The 18,939-nt window shown below is 63.7% G+C and carries 16 protein-coding genes; 10 read left to right on the top strand and 6 right to left on the bottom strand.

The window, feature by feature from the left end; all coding sequences use genetic code 11:
- Nucleotides 1-291: 291 nt before the first annotated feature.
- Nucleotides 292-1,482 carry an OpgC domain-containing protein gene (locus QW887_RS30960; RefSeq protein WP_410052634.1) on the top strand — a complete coding sequence of 397 codons (1,191 nt, stop codon included), beginning with the start codon at nucleotides 292-294 and terminating at the stop codon, nucleotides 1,480-1,482.
- Between the two features lie 10 nt (nucleotides 1,483-1,492).
- On the opposite strand, the gene QW887_RS30955 is transcribed toward QW887_RS30960, so the two are convergent.
- Complete coding sequence (locus QW887_RS30955; RefSeq protein ID WP_315712969.1) at nucleotides 1,493-1,753, bottom strand: hypothetical protein; 261 nt, start codon at nucleotides 1,751-1,753, stop codon at nucleotides 1,493-1,495.
- A 194-nt stretch (nucleotides 1,754-1,947) separates the two neighbouring features.
- Between QW887_RS30955 and rocF the strand changes: the two genes are divergently transcribed.
- Nucleotides 1,948-2,922, top strand: coding sequence for an arginase (rocF, locus tag QW887_RS30950; protein WP_316174107.1), 975 nt, complete (start codon nucleotides 1,948-1,950; stop codon nucleotides 2,920-2,922).
- 55 nt (nucleotides 2,923-2,977) lie between these two features.
- Here rocF and QW887_RS30945 read toward each other — a convergent pair whose 3' ends face one another.
- Both QW887_RS30945 and QW887_RS30940 read right to left on the bottom strand, forming a co-directional pair.
- Nucleotides 2,978-4,609: an NAD-dependent malic enzyme gene (locus tag QW887_RS30945; RefSeq protein ID WP_315713635.1), complete on the bottom strand. Its 1,632-nt coding sequence runs from the start codon at nucleotides 4,607-4,609 to the stop codon at nucleotides 2,978-2,980.
- Nucleotides 4,610-4,805: 196 nt separating this feature from the next.
- The gene (locus QW887_RS30940; protein ID WP_316174106.1) at nucleotides 4,806-6,110 is read right to left on the bottom strand and encodes a divalent metal cation transporter; all 1,305 of its coding nucleotides are present in this window, start codon (nucleotides 6,108-6,110) and stop codon (nucleotides 4,806-4,808) included.
- Nucleotides 6,111-6,275: 165 nt separating this feature from the next.
- On the opposite strand from QW887_RS30940, the gene QW887_RS30935 reads away from it, so the two are divergent.
- Both QW887_RS30935 and QW887_RS30930 read left to right on the top strand, forming a co-directional pair.
- Complete coding sequence (locus QW887_RS30935) at nucleotides 6,276-10,133, top strand: ATP-binding protein (RefSeq protein WP_316195802.1); 3,858 nt, start codon at nucleotides 6,276-6,278, stop codon at nucleotides 10,131-10,133.
- A gap of 100 nt (nucleotides 10,134-10,233) precedes the next feature.
- Nucleotides 10,234-11,172 carry a hypothetical protein gene (locus QW887_RS30930; protein WP_316187635.1) on the top strand — a complete coding sequence of 313 codons (939 nt, stop codon included), beginning with the start codon at nucleotides 10,234-10,236 and terminating at the stop codon, nucleotides 11,170-11,172.
- A gap of 31 nt (nucleotides 11,173-11,203) precedes the next feature.
- Here QW887_RS30930 and QW887_RS30925 read toward each other — a convergent pair whose 3' ends face one another.
- Nucleotides 11,204-11,389: a hypothetical protein gene (locus tag QW887_RS30925; RefSeq protein ID WP_315753501.1), complete on the bottom strand. Its 186-nt coding sequence runs from the start codon at nucleotides 11,387-11,389 to the stop codon at nucleotides 11,204-11,206.
- A 71-nt stretch (nucleotides 11,390-11,460) separates the two neighbouring features.
- Here QW887_RS30925 and QW887_RS30920 point away from each other — a divergent pair, with 71 nt between their 5' ends.
- The 4 genes from QW887_RS30920 to QW887_RS30905 all read left to right on the top strand — a co-directional run bounded on the left by QW887_RS30920 (nucleotide 11,461) and on the right by QW887_RS30905 (nucleotide 14,159).
- Nucleotides 11,461-12,024, top strand: a complete 564-nt coding sequence (locus tag QW887_RS30920; RefSeq protein ID WP_316186991.1) for a hypothetical protein — start codon at nucleotides 11,461-11,463, stop codon at nucleotides 12,022-12,024.
- A 45-nt stretch (nucleotides 12,025-12,069) separates the two neighbouring features.
- Entirely contained in the window at nucleotides 12,070-12,237 is a 168-nt protein-coding gene (locus QW887_RS30915) for a hypothetical protein (RefSeq protein ID WP_315753630.1), read from the top strand.
- A gap of 4 nt (nucleotides 12,238-12,241) precedes the next feature.
- A complete protein-coding gene (locus tag QW887_RS30910) occupies nucleotides 12,242-12,703 on the top strand; it encodes a GNAT family N-acetyltransferase (RefSeq protein WP_316195800.1) in 462 nt (153 codons plus the stop codon).
- 193 nt (nucleotides 12,704-12,896) lie between these two features.
- Entirely contained in the window at nucleotides 12,897-14,159 is a 1,263-nt protein-coding gene (locus tag QW887_RS30905; RefSeq protein ID WP_315712958.1) for a CoA transferase, read from the top strand.
- A 55-nt stretch (nucleotides 14,160-14,214) separates the two neighbouring features.
- Here the strand turns inward: QW887_RS30905 and QW887_RS30900 are convergent, their stop codons facing one another.
- A complete protein-coding gene (locus tag QW887_RS30900) occupies nucleotides 14,215-14,943 on the bottom strand; it encodes a CBS domain-containing protein (RefSeq protein WP_315753506.1) in 729 nt (242 codons plus the stop codon).
- Between the two features lie 162 nt (nucleotides 14,944-15,105).
- On the opposite strand from QW887_RS30900, the gene QW887_RS30895 reads away from it, so the two are divergent.
- Together QW887_RS30895 and QW887_RS30890 are read left to right on the top strand one after the other, a co-directional pair.
- Nucleotides 15,106-15,468: a hypothetical protein gene (locus QW887_RS30895; RefSeq protein ID WP_315712955.1), complete on the top strand. Its 363-nt coding sequence runs from the start codon at nucleotides 15,106-15,108 to the stop codon at nucleotides 15,466-15,468.
- A gap of 209 nt (nucleotides 15,469-15,677) precedes the next feature.
- Entirely contained in the window at nucleotides 15,678-17,351 is a 1,674-nt protein-coding gene (locus tag QW887_RS30890) for a PHA/PHB synthase family protein (protein WP_409977959.1), read from the top strand.
- Between the two features lie 40 nt (nucleotides 17,352-17,391).
- Here the strand turns inward: QW887_RS30890 and QW887_RS30885 are convergent, their stop codons facing one another.
- Entirely contained in the window at nucleotides 17,392-18,936 is a 1,545-nt protein-coding gene (locus QW887_RS30885; protein WP_315712951.1) for an AAA family ATPase, read from the bottom strand.
- Between the last annotated feature and the right edge of the window lie 3 nt (nucleotides 18,937-18,939).

Genomic DNA, 18,939 nt, shown 5'->3' with positions numbered 1-18,939 from the left:
CAATCAATCCGGGCAAATACGGGACTGGAACAATTGCCAGCTCCGCGATGGTTAGAGGGTTAACACCACCATGCCGACAATGTTCCGCAGGTGCCCGGCTTCCGTGCACACTTTTCCGGTGCGGATATCGGCCGTGCACAATCGGCGGAAATCGCGGGGCAGCCTGAAGACGCAGACGGGGGCTGCGTTCAAGGGCCCGAAATCTGCCAGAAGGGCGGACGACGCGTGTGGCGGATTCGAGTTCCGATCGATGGCCGGCAGGAGATATCAAGGCACGACATGCCGGAGTCGATGTTAGTCCGCCATCCCGAGACGAGGTCCATCTTGCTTGCCGATGATCAAGAGCTGGCGAAGACAGATAGCGTGGCAGCCGGCAACGGCAACCGAGGTCGTGACCTCCGGGTCGACGCGTTCCGGGGGCTCGCCCTTTGGTTCATCTTCATCGATCATGTTCCGGACAATTCGCTGGCGTGGCTGACGCTGCGCAACTACGGCTTCAGCGACACCTCCGAGGTGTTCGTCTTCGTCTCCGGCTACACCTGCATGCTCGCCTATGGCGGAGCGCTGCCGAAGCAGGGCTGGGCGACCACGGTGGTGCGGGCGCTGCGGCGCGCCTGGGAGATCTATGCGGCGTTCCTGGTGCTGCTGCTCGCCTATGCGGCGCTGGTCTGGGTGATCGGCGGCGGCACGCGCTTCGTCGACGAGACCAACACCGGCTTCTTCTTTCGCGAGCCCGGGCCCACGCTGGTGCATGTGGCGCTGCTGCAATTCGCGCCCGTCAACACCGACATCCTGCTGACGTTCGCAATCCTGCACATCTGCTTTCCCGTCATCCTGTGGCTGATGATCACCAGCGCGACGTTGACGCTGGTGCTTTCATTCCTGCTCTACATGATGGTTCAGCTGTTCAGCTGGCAGGTGCCGGCGTGGCCGAGCGGCGAACTGTATTTCAATCCGTTCGCCTGGCAGTTCCTGTTCGTGATCGGCGCCTGGTACGGCTGTGCCGGCACCACGCGTCTGCGTCCGCTCCTCGACTCGCGAGCGCTGTTGATCGTGGCGATCACCTATCTCGCGTTCAGCCTGTTGATGGCACTCAGCTGGGAGTTCAAGAGTCTCGAGAACCTGATCCCGTCGGCCATCAGCGGCCTGATCTATCCGATCTACAAGAGCCACCTGGCGCCGGTGCGGCTCTTGCACTTCCTGGCGCTTGCCTTCGTGGTGTCGCGGCTGGCGCCGCGGGACTGGACGGGGCCGATTCGTCCGCTGATGACGGCCATGATCAGGTGCGGCGAGAACTCGCTCCCGATCTATTGCCAGGGTGTGCTGCTGGCCTTCCTCGGCCAGGTCATTCTGACCGACGTGGCGAGCGGGTTGGCGATGCAGCTGCTGATCAGTGTCGCCGGGATCGCGATCATGACCATCGCGGCCACGCTGCTGACATGGGAATCACAGCTCGACCGGCGCGGGCCGCGGCTGTTCTGACCACCGTTCCTCAACGCCGGCGTGCGACGGTGACCCCGAGCAGGAAGGCGACGAACAGGCTCGCGAGCGGCGCCTCGCGGGTGATCGCGCTGATGGTCGACAGGGCGGTCCCCGGCCGCCGCGCGGCCCTTGCCGCTTCGCTCAGTCGGTCGACGGCCGCTCCCAGCGTGCCCACCACCTCGCCGAGTGTGTGTGACATGTCCGTCGCGGTGTCGAGCGCGCGTTCGGCAACGCCCGGCTGTGGAGGTGTTTCGAACGTTTCGCTGTTCACTGTCGTTGCCTTCTTGCCGCGGCTCGTCGGATTGGCACCCCCGTGCCGACGCGATTCGGCCGAGGGCGAATGTAATGCTCCTGAAAATGCCGGCTGATGCGATTGGTTCCCATGGACCGAGACGTCGCTGGCGAAGCATGCGGTGCAAAATCGCGCTACGCTGGGCGACCGGCCGTCGATGAAAGGATTCCGTCTTGGCTTCTCCAGACCTTACAGCGCCACATCGCATCGCCGTCCTTGGTGCGCCGATCGATCTCGGCGCGTCGGTCCGCGGTACGCTGATGGGGCCTGCTGCGCTGCGCACCGCAGGTCTCGTCACCGTGCTGGAAAGCCTCGGGCTCGACGTCACCGACTACGGTGATGTCGGCATCGCCGACATCACGGAGCAGGTTGACGAGCCGCCGATGAAGGCCAAGCACTATCGCCAGATCCAGCGCTGGTCGCGGGTGCTGGCGCGTCGCAGTCAAGAGCTGGCGCAGACCGGCGCCATCCCGGTGTTCCTCGGCGGCGACCATTCGCTGTCGATGGGGTCTGTGAACGGGATCGCGCGCCATTGCCGCGAGATCGGGCGGGAGCTGTTCGTGCTCTGGCTCGACGCACATGCCGACTACAACACGCCTGAAACCACCATCACGGCGAACATGCACGGCATGTCCGCCGCGTTCTTGTGCGGCGAGCCGGGTCTCGATGGTCTGCTCGGCGACGAGGCACGCATGTCCATCACCCCAGATCAGTTGGAGCTGTTCGGCATCCGCTCGATCGACAGAGCGGAAAAGGAACTGCTGCGTCTCCGGCGTATCAGCATCGCCGACATGCGCGCCATCGACGAATTCGGCGTCGGCGTGCTGATGCGCCGGATCCTCGACAAGGTTCGTGCGCGGAACGGCGTCCTGCATGTGAGCTTCGATGTCGACTTCCTCGATCCCGAGGTCGCCCCCGGCGTCGGCACGACCGTACCGGGCGGCGCGACCTATCGCGAGGCGCATCTCATCATGGAGATGCTGCACGATTCCGGCCTGGTCCGTTCGGTCGACATCGTCGAGCTCAACCCGTTCCTCGACGAGCGCGGCAAGACCGCGCGCGTCGCCGTCGAACTGGTCGCCAGCCTGTTCGGTCAGCAGATCACGGACCGGCCGACGCCGAGCAATGCGATCGTTCCGGATCAATAGAGCGGATGCCTCCTCACTCGACCTCGGTGAGCCCGAGGCATCCGCGATCTCGGGCTCAGTAGCGGGCGTCGTACATCTTCGACTCGACGAAGCCGAGCAGATCGTTCGGCGCGGGCCCTGTGGCGAGCCCGTTCTGATAGGCAACGCCGGCCACCGCGGCGCCGATATAGGCAGACACCTCGCGGATGCGCGGCAGCGCCGGGTAAAGGCTGCCCTGCTCGAGATCGGCGCCGGTGACGCAGTTCGCCAGGGTATGCGCGGCGGCCATGAACATCTCGTCGGTCACCAGCCGCGCGCCGCTGGCGATGGCACCCAGGCCGACGCCGGGAAAGATGTAGGAGTTGTTGCCCTGGCGCGGCACGAAGGTCTTGCCGTCGAGCTTGACCGGATCGTAGGGGCTGCCGCAGGCGAACAGCGCGCGGCCCTGGGTATAGCGATAGGCCGACTCCGCGGAGCATTCCGCCTTCGAGGTCGGGTTGGAGAGCGCGAAGATGATGGGTCGCTCGTTCAGTTCGGCCATGGCCTGCAGCACTTCTGGCGTGAAGGCGCCGCCGACGGCCGCCACGCCGATGATCGCGGTCGGCTTCAGCGTCCTGATCGCGGTCAGGAAGTCTGCGATCGGCGCCTGGTCGTGCGCATAGCGCAGCTTGTGGCCGTGCAGGTTCTCTCGCCCCTTGATGACGAGGCCGCGCGAGTCCGTCAGCCAGTTGCGCCGCAGCGCCTCTGCTTCGGACAGGCCCTCGGCCATCATGGCGGAGACGACGAGATCCGCGATGCCGGTGGCCGCCTCGCCGGCCCCGAGGAACAGCACCGTCTGGTCGCGGAGCTTGCCGCCGGTGATGCGCAGCGCCGAAAACAGGCCGGCAAGCGCCACCGCCGCCGTGCCCTGGATGTCGTCGTTGAAGACGCAGGCGTCGTCGCGATATTTGTGCAGCAGCTTGAATGCGGCGTGGTTGGCGAAGTCCTCGAACTGGATCAGCACGCCCGGGAAGGCGGCGCGGGCCGCGGTCATGAACTCGTCGACGAACGTGTCGTAGGCTTCGCCCGTAAGGCGCTTCTGGCGCAGCCCAATGTAGTAGGGGTCGGCCAGAAGCTCTTCGTTGTTGGTGCCGACATCGAGCATGACGGGCAGGCACTCTTCCGGATGGATGCCGGCGCAGGCCGAGTACAGCGACAGCTTGCCGACCGGAATGCCCATGCCGTTGGCGCCGAGATCGCCGAGGCCCAGTATGCGCTCGCCGTCGGTGACGACGATGAGCTTGGCGCGATACGGCCAGTTGGCGAGGATCTCCGCGATCCGGCCGCGGTCGTTGGCCGAGATGAACAGGCCGCGCGGACGCTGGAAGATCAGGCCGAATTTCTGGCAGGCGAGGCCGACGGTCGGCGTGTAGATCAGCGGCTGGATCTCGTCGATGTTGTCGCAGACCACCCGGAAGAACAGCGCTTCGTTGCGGTCATGCAGTGCGTTCAGTGCCACGTACTTCTCGAGGTCGCTGGACAGGCTGCGAAGATTGACCAGGATCCGCTCGGCCTGGGCCTGCATCGACATGACCCCGGCGGGCAGGAAGCCGCGCAGGCCGAGCGCATCGCGCTCCTGCTCGGTAAAGCCGGTGCCCTTGTTGAGCAGCGGATCGCGCAGCAGCGCGAGTCCGCGCGGAGAATAGGGGGGTAGCGTCGATGCGCTCATGCGTTGCGGCTGGGTCAAGGCAGTCTCCGAGGTCCTTTGTTCGAGCACCGCCATACCGGAGCGCGCCCGGCGTTGATCGGCATCAATCGCGGCGGGATGGCGGGAACGGGACTGTTAACACAGTTTACGTTCCGCATTGCACCAATGACGTTGTGCAACTGCGTTGCAGCCCACGCAAAGGAAAATGCGATGGCCGCTAGGCGCGGCCCGTGACGAATGACCAAAGCAGCGCCAGCACGGCGATGGCCATGATACCTGTCCCCATCCACCCCAGGGCGATCAGCCAGGTCCGTCCGCGGAAGCGGCCCATCAGCCTGGGATTGGACACGATCACCATCATCATCGCCATGATCGGCACAGCGGCGATGCCGTTGAGCACGGCGCTCCACACCAGCATATGGATCGGGTCGATGCCGGTGAAGCCGAGCCCGAAGCCGATGATCGTGGCGGCAGCGATGATGCTGTAGAAGCCGACCGCCTCGTCCGGCTTGGCCTCCAGGGTCGCGTGCCAGCCGAAGATCTCGGCGACGGCGTATGCCGCCGAGCCCGCCAGCACCGGGATCGCCAGCATGCCGGTCCCGATGATGCCGAGCGCGAACAACAGGAAGGTGAAGTCGCCCGCGAGCGGGCGTAGGGCTTCGGCCGCCTGCGTCGCCGAGTCGATCCTGGTGATGCCATGCGCGTGCAGCACCGTGGCGGTCGTCACGATGATGAAGAACGCGATCGCGTTCGAGAAGATCATGCCGATCGTGGTGTCGATCCTGATCCGTCGGAGGTCGGGGTGGTCCTTCTTCGACAGCTCGCGCAAGGGACGGTCGACCTTGCCCTGGTTCATCTCCTCGACCTCCTGCGAGGCCTGCCAGAAGAACAGGTAGGGGCTGATGGTGGTGCCGAGCACAGCCACCACCGTCAGCAGATAGTTGGCCTCCGTCGAGAAGCTGGGCCAAACCGCCGCGAGCAGCGCCGTGCTCCAGGGCACTTTGACCATCAAGGCGGTCGCGACGTAGGCGAACAGGCTGAGGGTCAGCACCTTGATGAAGGGTGCGTAGCGGCGGTAGGGCAGGAATACCTGGAGCAGCGTCGAGCCGGCGGCGAAGATCAGCGCGTGCTCATGATTGAGACCGCCGATCACCAGCGACAGCGACTCCGCCATCGCCGCAATGTCGGCTGCGATGTTGAAGGTGTTGGCGCCGACCAGGAGCGCGACGAGGCCGAAGACGATGCCGCGTGGCGCAAGCGCGGTGATGTTGGCCGCCAGCCCTTTGCCGGTGACACGGCCAATGCGCGCGCTCACCAGCTGGATCGCGATCATGAAAGGCGCTGTCAGAAAGACCGTCCACAACAGCCCGTAGCCGAACTGCGCGCCGGCCTGGGAGTACGTCGCTATTCCCGACGGATCGTCGTCGGCGGCACCGGTCACGAGACCTGGACCCAACAGCCGGAATACGCTCCAGAGCGACCGTTTCGGCTTGTTCGGTTCAGATGCAATGGTCGTGGCCATGGCAGCGCTCCCCCGGCGGTGTATGTCTCTCGAAGTCGCACGACCCCTTTTTGTTCCCGGCTCCGGAACCGGAGGAGATTACCAGCGTTCCAGATCACGTCGGATTTCGACCAGGGGGAGCGCGTGCCGGACCAGCGGCAAACAGGGCATGATCAGGAGCTCGGCATGGCCGAGCGCGAGAGGCTTTTTTCCGGAGGCAGTGAGCTGGCCGGACTGATGTTGCGGTTCGATTGGGAGAGCACCTCGATCGGACCGCCGGCGCGTTGGCCGCAGAGCCTGAAGACGGCCGTCAGGATCATGTTAACATCCCAACAGCCGATCTGGATCGGTTGGGGCAGGGAGCTGATCTATCTCTACAACGATGCTTACAAGACCATCATCGGCGGCAAACATCCGTGGGCTCTCGGCCGACCGATCTCTGCAGTCTGGCACGAGATCTGGGAGGACATCGGTCCGTTGCTGGCCAAGGCCGGCGGCGGTGATCAGGGCACCTATGTCGAGGCGCAACTCCTGATCATGGAGCGCAACGGCTTTCCCGAGGAGACGTACTACACATTTTCCTACAGTCCCATTCCGGACGACGATGGATCACCCGGAGGAATCTTCTGCGCGAACACCGATGACACTCAGCGCGTGATCAGCGAGCGCCAGCTCTCGTTGCTACGCGAACTGGCAAATGCCGGGGCCGGGGCCCGCAGCATCGATCAGGCCTGCGCAAGCTGCGCGGACGCCTTGGCGCGGGAGTCGCGCGACCTGCCGTTCGCAATGATCTACATGACCGACCCGGACGGCGAGGCGGCGCGACTGGAGGCCCTGACCGGCATCGACCGCGATCATCCTGCCGTTCAGCCGAGGCTGAGAATTCAGCCGGAAGAAACGTGGCCTCTGGCTGAAGCGCTGAAGCTGCAGGATGCGGTGCTGGTTCGTGACCTTCCGCGGCGGTTCGGCCTCAGCTTTCCGACCGGCGGATGGCGTCAGCCGCCACAGCACGCCGTTGTGCTTCCGCTGCCCGCGTCGGGGGAAGCCGGACGGGGCGGATTCCTCATCGCAGGTCTCAATCCGTTCCGTCTCTACGACGAGAGCTATGCCCGCTTCCTGAACCTCGTCGCGGGGCAGATTGCAGCGGCCGTCAGCAATGGCGGGGCCTATCAGGCAGAGCGGCGTCGGGCGGAAGCGCTGGCCGAAATCGACCGCGCCAAGACGACGTTCTTTTCCAACATCAGCCACGAGTTTCGCACGCCGCTGACGCTGATGTTGAGCCCGCTGGAAGACCTGCTCGGCCGCGACGAGGCCCAACTCACCTCCGACGCGCGATCCGTCCTCAGCCTGATCCACCGCAACGGCATTCGCCTGTTGAAGCTCGTGAACACTCTGCTCGACTTTTCGCGCATCGAGGCCGGCCGCATGACCGCGCACTTCGAGCCGATCGATCTTGCGGTTTTCACGGCCGAGCTCGTGTCCAACTTCCGCTCGGCGACGGATCCTGCCGGCCTGCGTCTCACCATCGACCCCACGCCCCTGTCCGAGCCGGTGTATGTCGACCGCGACATGTGGGAGAAGATCGTTCTCAATCTGGTGTCGAATGCGTTCAAGTTCACCTTCGAAGGTGAAATCGCGGTGTCGATCGGCTTGTCCACTGACGGCAATCATGCCGAGCTCAGGGTTCGCGACACCGGCACCGGCATCCCGCCCAGTGAACTGCCGCACCTGTTCGAACGGTTCCGTCGCATCGAAGGCGCGCGCGGCCGATCCTTCGAGGGCAGCGGCATCGGTCTCGCTCTCGTGCAGGAGCTGGTGAGGCTTCATGGAGGGGAGATCGCTGTAGACAGCGAGCTCGGCCGCGGCTCGGTTTTCACCGTGCGAATTCCGCTAGGCTCGGCGCATCTGCCAGCGGGCCAGATCGGACCTTCCCGTGTCCTGGCCGTTACCAACGTCCGTGCCGAAGCCTACATCGAGGAGGCGCTCGGGTGGTTGAACGGCGGTGTGCCGTTCGAGCTTCCTCACCCGTCATCATCCGACGACCTGGGAGTTCGCTCCGCGACGGCATCGGCCCGTGATCGCGTGGTGCTCGCGGACGACAATCCTGATATGCGCGACTACGTCCGCCGTCTGCTCGGCGAGGATTATGACGTGGAGGCGGTCAGCGATGGCATGGCGGCCCTGGAGGCCGTCCGACAGCGCCGCCCCGATCTCGTGCTGACCGACGTCATGATGCCGGGGCTCGACGGCTTCGGCCTGCTGAAAGCGCTGCGTAGCGATGCGCAGCTTCGCGACATTCCTGTGGTCATGCTGTCGGCGCGCGCCGGAGAGGAGGCCAAGGTCGAGGGGCTTGATGCCGGGGCGAGCGACTATCTCACCAAGCCGTTCAGCGCGCGCGAGCTGCTGGCGCGGGTGCGCGCCAATATCGATCTGTCGCGGGTGCGGCACGAGGCCGAGATCACGCTGCGTGAGCTGAACGAGCGTCTGGAGACGCAGGTCTCCGAGCGTACCGCGGAGCTGCAGGCCAAGGAGGCGCGGCTGCGGACGATCTTCGAGGCGAGCTACACGTTCCAAGCGCTGCTCTCGTCCGATGGGACGCTTCTGGACGCCAATGCGACCTCGCTCGAAGCGATCGCTGCGCCGCTGCACGAGGTCGCAGGGCTGCCATTCTGGGAGACGCCGTGGTTTGCGGGTACGCCCGGCATGCCCGAGGTGATCAGATCCCTGGTCGACGCCGTCGCTCGCGGCGACGGGGCGCGCCAGGAGCTGCAGCTCGAACTGCCGGTCGGCGGCTCGCGCTGGTTCGACTTCCAGATGCGGCCGGTGCGGGACGAGACCGGACAGGTGGCCGCCATCGTGCCCGAGGCGGTCGAGCTGACCGAACGGCGCAAGGCGGAGGAAGCATTCCGCCAGGCCCAGAAGATGGAGGCGATCGGCCAGCTCACCGGCGGCGTCGCGCACGACTTTAACAATCTGCTGACCGTGATCCGGTCGTCGGCCGACCTGTTGCGCCGGCGCCAGCTGTCCCCGGAGCGCATGCGGCGCTACGTGGATGCGATCTCGGACACGGCGGATCGCGCCGCCAAGCTCACCGGACAGTTGCTCGCCTTCGCGCGGCGGACGCCGATGGAGCGCCGCGTCTTCGATGCCGCGGGGCATATCGAGCGGATCGAAGAGATGCTGCAGACCGTCCTCGGAGCGCCGGCCGTGATCGAACTCGACCTCGCATTGCGGCCGCTTCCGGTCGACGTCGACATCAATCAGTTCGAGACGGCGCTCGTGAACCTCGTCGCCAATGCGCGTGATGCGATGGAGGGGCAGGGCGTCCTGACCATTCGCGGCGAGATCGTCCGAGAGGACGGTCGGTCCGGGCAGTCGTCGTTCGTCTCCATTGCCGTCAGCGACACCGGATCCGGCATTCCTCCAGATCAGATCGACCGGATCTTCGAGCCGTTTTTCACCACCAAAGGGGTTGGGCGCGGCACCGGCCTCGGCCTGTCTCAGGTCTACGGCTTCGTTCATCAGTCCGGCGGACGGGTGCTGGTCGACAGTGAGCTCGGCAAGGGCACGAAGCTGACATTGTTGCTCCCGCTGACGCACAAGCCGCTGGGACCGCGCGAGCGGAGCGAGCAGGGTCCCGAACAGCTCGCCGCGCGCTGGAATGTGCTGGTCGTCGAGGACAATCCGGAAATCGGCGAGTTCTCCACGCAGTTGCTCGAGGATCTCGGCTACCGAACGGTGCTCGCGCGCAGCGGAACGGATGCGCTGCGGATGATCGACGAGGATCCCGAGAGCTTCGATCTCGTGCTCAGCGACGTCGTGATGCCCGGCATGGACGGGGTGACGCTCGGCCAGGAAATCCGCCGGCGGCTGCCGATGATCCCGATCGTGCTCAACAGCGGCTACAGCCATGTCCTCGCCGACGGCGACCGCCACGGTTTCAGCCTGATCCAGAAGCCTTACTCGGTCGACGAGCTGTCGCGCGTGCTGCGGCAGGTCATGGCCGCGCGAGCCGCAGGCGCGAAGCCGGCGTCGTCGGCATGAGAACCGCGGCAGCTTTCCCCTGACCATGGTGGGCCTCGCGCGATCCGCACTTGAAGGATCGCGCCGGACCGGCGTATTTTCGGTCTCCGGGGGAAGTCTCATGGCAGACGAGAAATGGCGGCTGCGTGGCGGTCGGGCGCAGCGGCGGATATTCGCTCTTGTCTCGGGCGCGGCGCTGGTGACGAGCGGCGGCGCCCTTGCCAAGGACGATGAGGCGGACGCGCCGGCGCCGGGCCTTGCCAACGTCTACATCGATTTCCGCACGAACTACGCCTATGTGCCCGGCGGAGCATTGTCGACGGGCCTTGGCGACACCTCCCTGTTCGGAACTCTGTCGCAGCTCGCGACCTTGCGCAAGCTGCTCGACCGTCCAGCCTTGCCAGGACGGCCGCAACTGTCGGCTCCGACCAACCAGGGCCTTGGCGTCGACGTTCCGCTCACGGTCGATCTCGGCGACGCGTTGTCGCTCTACGCGGGCTTCACCGGCAGCACGTCGTACAACGGCCTGTCCGGCTGGTCCGACGTGGCGGTCACGAGCTGGTTCCTCGGCTTCCAGGCCGATGTCTATCAGCAGAACGGCGGCGCGCTTCCGACGCTCACCTTGCAGTCGACGCTGACCCGGTCGGTGCCGGACGCGCCGTTGGCGACGACCTCGTTCAACACCGTCATCGAAGCCAAATACGCGCTCGATCCGGATGAGATGAAAGGCTGGCTCGCCGGCGTTCAATATACCCATGTCGAGGTCGACTCAGTGCTAGCGCATGTCGGCAGCACGACGGCGGGCTATGTCGGCAGCTTCTATCAGTGGGAGAACAACTGGAAGGTCTCCGCGCGCGTCGGCCTCCAGTCGTTCGGCGGTGCGCAGCTGCTTGCTGTCACGCCGATCGCGCCCTACACGCAGCCGCTGGTCAGGCTGGATCTCGACCGCATGGACGATGACGACAACCGGCTGTTCGGCATCACCGCGCAGATCGCCTGGGCGCCGAAGCCGGTCTACCAGCTGACGGTGAGAACGCCGCTCTACGCGATCAAGAACTGACGGGTTGATCGAAGCTTCGCGCCGGCTCGTGTCAGCGCATGCTCACGAACTTGCCCCAGAGGGCGGCCAGCAACGCGCCCGTCATCATGTAGTGCGGCTTGTCGCAGAACAGGCTGCCATATTGACAGACATCGGCGCCGACCGCTCCGAGCTGGTGCTGGCTCGCCACATAGAACAGGGCGGACAAGCCGGCGAGCACGACCGCAACGACATACATCGGAAGATCTCCTCCGCCGGCCGCGCCCGACGGGCTGAAGTTGCGTTGCCGGCCGGCGCAACTATCTGCGCTTGACACGTCGGGCAAATCAGGCGCATTTTGCCATCGTCGAAGAAATCATAGAGCCCGCGCCGCGAACTCGGCAGCGGGCTTTTTGTTCGCTCGGACCGGATTTGGAGCGGCGGTTATCGAAATCGCAAGGCCTGACTGCTGCATTTCGATCAAATTTGACACGTCGGGCAAATCACCGGCATAGTGTTATTATCGAATTTTCCGAAAATTTGATGCCGGGTTGTCCGCGGGCATTTGACGTGAGCAGCGCAGGCCGGCATCGGCTGTCGACCATGATCGCCGGCAATTCATCGCCGCGCCGGCGCGAAGACAACTTCGAACATCCGGTTACTCGCTGGCCCGCGCGAACGGGCCGGCGCGTGGGCGTGGCGACCGTCGCTCCGCCCGCAGCGGTCCCTTGCTTGAGCCGAGGGATAGGGTTCGCGCCTGAAACGATCGCGCGTTCGGCTGCGATCTGCCGCACTTTTCCTTCGCCCAGGAGAGAGAGGAAGATGACCGCCTATCTCATCGCGCTCGCCCTGATCGGCCTGGTGATGATCGCAGCCGCCGATGCGATCTCGTGACGATCACCAACCTCGCATTCACCATCCATGATACCGGACTTGACCATGTCGAAGACGATCACCGAGCTGAGAGCCGATTTCCAGCACCTGCGGCGCTGGCGCAAGAGCGTGGAGCAGGCTCAGAGCTATACGTTCAAGGCCGTCATCACGGTCATCGCGACCGGTCTGATCGGTGCGATCTGGCTCGGCATCAAAGTCGTGCTCGGAAGGTGATGCCGTGCCAGCCAGGATCTCACGGCGAGGCCGCCGCTTCCGCATCAGGGAGGTCGACGCTTGCGAGCCTGACGTCCTCGACACCTTGAAGGAGCTCCATGCGCGCGCATTCCTCGATTGCGCGCCTCTGCCCGATTTCGAGAGCGGACAATGGTGGATATCGACCGAGCTCGGACGGCCCGTCGCCTTTGCCGGAATGGTGCCGTCATCCCTCGGCAAAGGCATAGCCTATCTTTCGAGGGTTGGTGTTCTCCAAGAGCGCTGTGGTTACGGCCTGCAGCGGCGGCTGATGCGTGCGATCGAACTGCGCGCGCGTCGCTCGGGCCTGGATTGCATCGTTTCGGACACGACCTGCAACATCGTCTCCGCGAACAATTTCATTCGGTGCGGATATGTGTTGTTCCAACCGGGCCGGCCCTGGGCCTGGGGGAACTCGCTCTATTGGCGCAAGATGATCGGCCGGTGAGCTGTCGACCGACGCCTTATGCGGATTGCATTGCGCTGCAGCAGAATTGAGCCGGTCCGACAGCTCTGACCCGGGCCTTTTTTTGCGGCTGTCGTTGAGCTAACCATGCGTTGTCGGACGTTGGAGACAAGCCGCGCCCGGCAGTTAACGGAAGATCGCTTCAGACGATCAAAGCAGCGGGAAGGACTCTGGGATGCCGGCCGAGGTCACCCTGCCAGAGCGTGCGCCACGGCCGCCTGACGCGCCAACCGCGCTGGCGGGTCTGCTGGTGATCGACTTCACGCGCGTTGTCGCAGGGCCGGCGTGCACACAGACGCTGGCCGATTTCGGCGCCGAGGTGATCAAGATCGAGCAGCCGCTCACGGGAGACGATACCCGCGCATACGAGCACGCCGAGCTCGGCGGAGAGAGCGCGGCGTTCCTCAGCCTCAATCGGAACAAGCGCGGCATGGTGTTGGATCTCACGATACCGCAGGCCAGAGACGTCGCTCGTGCGCTGATCGCCAAGGCCGACATCGTCGTGGAGAATTTCTCGTCGTCCGTCATGGAGAGGTTCGGGCTGGACTATCAAACGCTGTCCAGCACCAATCCCGGGCTGATCTATTGCTCGATCTCGGCCTACGGACGCTCAGGTCCATTCGCGTGGCGATCAGGGTTCGATCCAATCACCCAGGCGGAAAGCGGGTTCATGTCCCTCAACGGTTTCGCCGACGGTCCGCCGGTGCGGACCGGTCCTCCGATCGTTGATCTGGCCACCGGCATGTCCGCCTGCAATGCCATCCTGCTGGCACTTGCCGCCCGGCAGCGGCTCGGTCGCGGGCAGCACGTCGAAGTGGCGCTGTTCGACATCGCCTTGGCGATGACGGGCTTCTCCGGAATGGCGTATTTGATGAGCGGCGTGAACCCCACGCGAACGGGCAATTCGCCGAACGACTCTCCGACGGTCGGCGTCTTTGAAGCGTCAGATGGCCCGCTCTACATCGCATGTGCCAACGATCGACTCTACCGCCGGTTGGCAACGGAGGTACTTGGTCGTCCGGATCTCCTGAGCGATCCTCGCTTTGCCACGCGAAGAGCGAGATGGGTCAACCGTGCGCAACTGCGCGGCCTCATCGCCGACATCCTTGCCGCGGAACGGATGGATGTCTGGATATCTCGGATGAACCAGGCTGGAGTTCCGGTTGGACACGTTCGAACGGTCGAGCAGGCGTTCAACGCGGCCGAGGTCCGGATGCGCGACCGCACCTGTCGTATTCCGCACCCGACGGCAGGCTCGATACCCAACGTCGAGCCGGCAATCACCATGAAGCTCACACCGACCGTCGAGCCCACGGCGGCGCCGCGGCTGGGAGAGCATACGGCCGCAATTCTGCGCGACAGGCTTCGGTACACCGAGCAGGAGATCGAAGCCCTGCGTCAGGTAGGGGCGTTCGGACGCAACGATCCGGGAGCCTAAGGCATCGTCACTGGTGCCGGACACGGAAGAAGAGCGGCAGCGTCCTCAGCAGCCATCAGCCGGCTTTGGCCATCTCATCGTCTTCCGGTGAGTTCAGATACATGCCCGACATGGTGTCGACCCAGCACAGATGATCATGCACCTTCTTGACGCCAGAGATGTTCTCGGTGGCAACGATCGCCGCCTGCCGCGACCGCTCTTCGGTAATGACGCCGCTCAGATGAACGATACCGTCCTTGACGATGACGGACAATCCGAACGGGCACCAGTCGTTCTTCTCGAGGGCGTCGATCACGCGGTTGCGGATGTGATCGTCGTCGGCCGTTGGATCTGGAACCTGCCGCCCGAGCGCGGCAACCGCTTGCAGCAGGTTCGCCCGTGACACGATGCCGATCACCCGGTCTCCCTTGACCACGGGCAACCGCTTCACGTGGTTCTTTTCCATCAGTTCCACGATCTCAGCCAGCGCGGCGTCTTCGGTGATCGTCAAGGGAGACTTGGTCATCACCTCTGACACTTTGCGACCATGCTCGTGGACGAAGTCGGCGGCCGACTTTCCGGGCCCGAGAATGAATCGCAGCCAGCGGCCGCGCTTTCGCCCAGTGCCGATCTCCGTTCGGCGAATGAAATCGCCTTCCGAGACGACGCCCACCAGCTTCCCGCCGGGGTCGACCACTGGAAGGCCGCTGACGTGCCGTTGAAGCATGATATTTGCCGCATCCACGATGGAAGTGTCAGGGGTGACAGTGATGACGGGACGGGTCATGATCTGATGGGCGCGCATGGCGAACTCCAATGTCAAAAGCTAAGAAAAAGTAACCCGCTGCGACGGTCTTGAATTGACGCAGGTCAAAGGAGATGCCGCCGCCGTCATTGACGCAGCTCAAGGTCTTGGCATTGAATTGCAGCTATAAGGCAATCTGATCCAGCGCGAGGAGAGGTGCCTATGTCCGAGTTCTCCGGGACCAAGATCCTGGCCGACGAAACGGCCGAACTGTCCGAACGTGTCGCTCTCTCCAACAAGCACGCACTTGAGCTGCTAGTTGGTTCGCAGCAGATCGTCATGGAGGAGGTTCTGTTTGCCAGCAACGAAGTGCTGGATCGCGCGCGCACGGAGACGCATCTGCTGGCCGAGTTCGTGTCGAAGCTGGCTGGCGTGCATTCCGTGACGGGAATCCAGGCGATGGTTCAGGAATGTGGACGGCATCAGATTGATTTCGTCAGGCGGGATTGCGATCGACTCTTCAAGCACGGGCAACGCCTGATTGATGCCAGCGTGAATCTTATGGGGCAACGGTGGCGAAACTGAAGAGTGCGGGTGTGTCGCGTCTCGAGGCGCGGGAGCGTGAGAGAACAACCGACAACGACCGGAGCAAGGCCGTTGTCTCCGTAGAGACCTCTTTGAAGCCGGCGGGGGGGCTCGCTGCATCGAACGCAAGGTCGCTCTGTCAGGAAGCCGACGCGGGCTCCGGGGCATTTCGGCGCGAGGACCACGAGCTGGACAAGGCGTTCAGCGCGATGCTGGCTCGACTCACCGCGGGGATATCGCCGGCTGCTCTGTCGATGGCGTATCTGGATTGGGTTTGCCATCTGGCGGCTGCGCCTCAGCGTCAAATCGAGATCGTCCGAGACGCCTGGAACGGCGCGAAGCTGGTTGCCGAACGGTCATTGCATTTTGCGGATCCCAATCGCGGTCCTTGGGATCTGATCAGGCCGCAGGCCAACGATCATCGCTTTTCCAAGCCGCAATGGACGGCCCAACCGTTCAACTTGTTCGCCCAGGCGTTCCTGCTCGGAGAAGATTGGTGGCACAAGGCGACCACCGGCATTCGTGGTGTCGACCCCGCCAACGAAGCCGTCGTTGACTTTTCAATTCGTCAACTGCTCGACATTTTAGCGCCATCGAACTTTGCAGCGACCAACCCGGAAGTTCTGGAAAGGACGTTTCAAAGCGGTGGCGAGAACCTGATCTTCGGCTGGCAGAACTGGCTCGCCGATATCATGCAGGTGATGCAGCCGGGAAAGATATCGAGCAATGGTGAGTTCGTCGTCGGCAAGACTGTCGCGACCGCACCGGGCAAGGTTGTGCTTCGCAATCAGTTGATTGAGCTGATTCAATACATGCCGACGACCGAGAAGGTGCGACCAGAGCCGGTCCTGATCGTACCGGCTTGGATCATGAAGTATTACATCCTGGATCTGTCGCCGCACAATTCGCTGGTCCGATACCTGACCGACCAGGGCTTTACGGTTTTCATGATCTCCTGGCGAAACCCCGGAGCGGAAGACCGGGATCTTGCGTTTGACGACTACCGCTCGCTGGGCGTCATGGCTGCCCTGGACATGATCGGAACGATCATTCCGAATACGCCGGTCCATGCCGCAGGCTATTGTCTCGGGGGAACGCTTCTTTCGATCACGGCGGCAGCCATGGCACGGGATGGCGACCAGCGTCTGAAGACAATCACGCTGTTTGCGGCCCAGACCGATTTCACGGAAGCGGGAGAGCTGACGCTCTTCATCAATGAAAGCCAGGTCGCCTTTCTCGAAGACATGATGTGGGAGCGTGGATATCTCGATACCACCCAGATGGCGGGCGCATTTCAATTGCTGCGCTCCAACGATCTGATCTGGTCTCGTGTCTCGCGCGACTATCTTCTCGGCGAGCGCGCAAACCCGAGCGACTTGATGGCATGGAACGCAGATGCGACGCGGCTGCCGTATCGGATGCACTCCGAATATCTGCGCAAGCTCTTCCTGAACAACGATCTCGCCGAGGGGCGGTATCGGGTCGAGGGGAAGCCTGTTTCGCTCTCCGATATCCACACGCCGATGTTCGTCGTCGGGACGCTGCGTGATCACGTTGCGCCTTGGAAATCGACGTACAAGGTCCATTACGAGGTTGATGCTGACGTCACTTTCGTGCTCGCGAGCGGCGGCCACAATGCCGGCATCGTGTCGCCGCCGGGCGAGCAGGGGCGCTCCCATCAGATGCGGACCAAGGCTGCCGACGCTCCTTATCTCGGGCCGGACGAGTGGCAGAGCAGCTCTCCAAAGCTGGAGGGATCGTGGTGGCCGGCCTGGACAGCATGGCTCGGACAGCAGTCGGGAGCGCCGGGCGCGCCGCCGCAACTCGGGACAGATCGTTCGAATGATCTCGGAGACGCGCCGGGCGACTACGTGCACACGTGATCGCCGCATGTTGCGGCCAAGGAGCACCATCCCGTCGGGCTTAGGCGCTGGCCCGGAGCAATGAAAGGCTTCGGTCCAATGTCGTCTCAGCCGTGCCTGACGCATCGACCTGGAGCCAATCGAGACCGCCGATATCGTAGTGTTCCTGATCCTCGGCAACCCCGACCGTTGCATCGGACGCATCGGCGACTCGATGGTGAATCCGCTCCTGCCGGCTGCGCAAATCTGCAACGAGGAAGAGGCCGGCAAAGGGCACCTTCAGCCGTTTCGCGAGATCATGGATATCCTGCCGTTCATCCGAACGTGCAAACACGGCGTCGACGATCACCGTGAAACCTTGTGAGAGCACGCGGCTGGCCCGCGTCGTCAACTCTCGATAGACTCGTGCACTCGATTCCGGTGTATAGGCCTCAGCTGGGAGGCGTTCGGTTTCCTTCACGCCAGACAGTTGCTTGCGCAGCACATCGCTGCGCAACACGATTGCTCCCGGTGGAGGAACCAAGAGAGGAGCGAGAGCCCGGGCGAGCGCAGATTTCCCCGTTCCCGACAGGCCTCCGACCGCGATCATCCTCGGCTCCGCCGGCCGAATCAGGCTGCGCGCAAGTTGAAAGTAGCTCTCTGCGGTCTCGATCGTTGTGGAGCGATCTGCGTCCGAGTGTTCAGCATCAAGGCGGTCGAACCTTGCGACAAAGACTTGTGCACGGATGGCGGCCCGGATCGCCATGAACAGAGGCAGAGCAGCCAATCCTCCGGTCTGGTCGGGCGCCGCGGTCGAGAGGTAGCGGTTCAAGAGGTGGCTTGCAGCGACCGGCTGCGCGAAGTGCAAGAGGTCCATCAGTGGAAAGGCGAGGTCGTACAGGACGTCGATCGTGGCTATTCGGTCGTCGAACTCGATGGCGTCGAACAGCACCGGCTTGTCGTCAATGAGGACAATGTTGGCCAGATGGAGGTCGCCATGGCAGCGTTTCACGTGCCCGTCCTTTGCACGTTGCTCGAGCAGGGGGCGGAGCCGCGCGAAGGCCGAGTGGCAAAGGACGCGGAGTTCTTCGACCTCCGTTTCGCCAAATCGCGAGACTGTCCGAAAGCTGGCGACGAATGCGTCGATCCAGATTGGAATGGAGTCCGTCCACAGATTGGAGGAGCTCCGAACGGCGACTGCATGCGACGCCGCGATCGTCTCTGCCAGACGCTCGCCCAATCCGACGTCCAACTGCTGGCGGCGAGAAAGATGATCAAGCGTCTGGCTGTCATCGAAGCGACGCATCTCGACGGCATATTCGACCGGAGTGCCGGATCCACCGACATCGAATGACCCGTCTGGCGCCTTGGTGATGGCGACGACACGCAGATAGATGTCCGGAGCAAACGGGTGATTGATCTCCATTTCCTTTACGCACGCGGCCTTGCGCCGATCGAGCGTCGAATAGTCCAGAAATGGCAGCCGAACGGCGCGCTTGATCTTCAGAGCGCGGTCGCCGATCAGAAACACGGAAGCCGCGTGCGTGTCGATCCGGCGGACACCTGGATGTCGGGCGGTATTGCCCAGGAAGGAGAAGACCAGTTCCTGATCGGATGGTGATGCCATGGG

It is taken from the genome of Bradyrhizobium sp. SZCCHNRI3052, from assembly GCF_032484895.1.
Taxonomy (GTDB): Bacteria; Pseudomonadota; Alphaproteobacteria; order Rhizobiales; family Xanthobacteraceae; genus Bradyrhizobium.
Note: the sequence above shows the minus strand (reverse complement) of the source record. Positions and strands in the feature narration are given on the sequence as shown.

Bases quoted from the DNA above. Each gene is read 5' to 3' on its own strand.
- QW887_RS30960 (WP_410052634.1), top strand. From the start codon at position 292: ATGTTAGTCCGCCATCCCGAGACGAGGTCCATCTTGCTTGCCGATGAT.
- QW887_RS30945 (WP_315713635.1), bottom strand. From the start codon at position 4,609: ATGAGCGCATCGACGCTACCCCCCTATTCTCCGCGCGGACTCGCGCTG.
- QW887_RS30940 (WP_316174106.1), bottom strand. From the start codon at position 6,110: ATGGCCACGACCATTGCATCTGAACCGAACAAGCCGAAACGGTCGCTC.
- QW887_RS30935 (WP_316195802.1), top strand. From the start codon at position 6,276: ATGGCCGAGCGCGAGAGGCTTTTTTCCGGAGGCAGTGAGCTGGCCGGA.
- QW887_RS30930 (WP_316187635.1), top strand. From the start codon at position 10,234: ATGGCAGACGAGAAATGGCGGCTGCGTGGCGGTCGGGCGCAGCGGCGG.
- QW887_RS30925 (WP_315753501.1), bottom strand. From the start codon at position 11,389: ATGTATGTCGTTGCGGTCGTGCTCGCCGGCTTGTCCGCCCTGTTCTAT.
- QW887_RS30915 (WP_315753630.1), top strand. From the start codon at position 12,070: ATGTCGAAGACGATCACCGAGCTGAGAGCCGATTTCCAGCACCTGCGG.
- QW887_RS30905 (WP_315712958.1), top strand. From the start codon at position 12,897: ATGCCGGCCGAGGTCACCCTGCCAGAGCGTGCGCCACGGCCGCCTGAC.
- QW887_RS30900 (WP_315753506.1), bottom strand. From the start codon at position 14,943: ATGCGCGCCCATCAGATCATGACCCGTCCCGTCATCACTGTCACCCCT.
- QW887_RS30895 (WP_315712955.1), top strand. From the start codon at position 15,106: ATGTCCGAGTTCTCCGGGACCAAGATCCTGGCCGACGAAACGGCCGAA.
- QW887_RS30890 (WP_409977959.1), top strand. From the start codon at position 15,678: ATGCTGGCTCGACTCACCGCGGGGATATCGCCGGCTGCTCTGTCGATG.
- QW887_RS30885 (WP_315712951.1), bottom strand. From the start codon at position 18,936: ATGGCATCACCATCCGATCAGGAACTGGTCTTCTCCTTCCTGGGCAAT.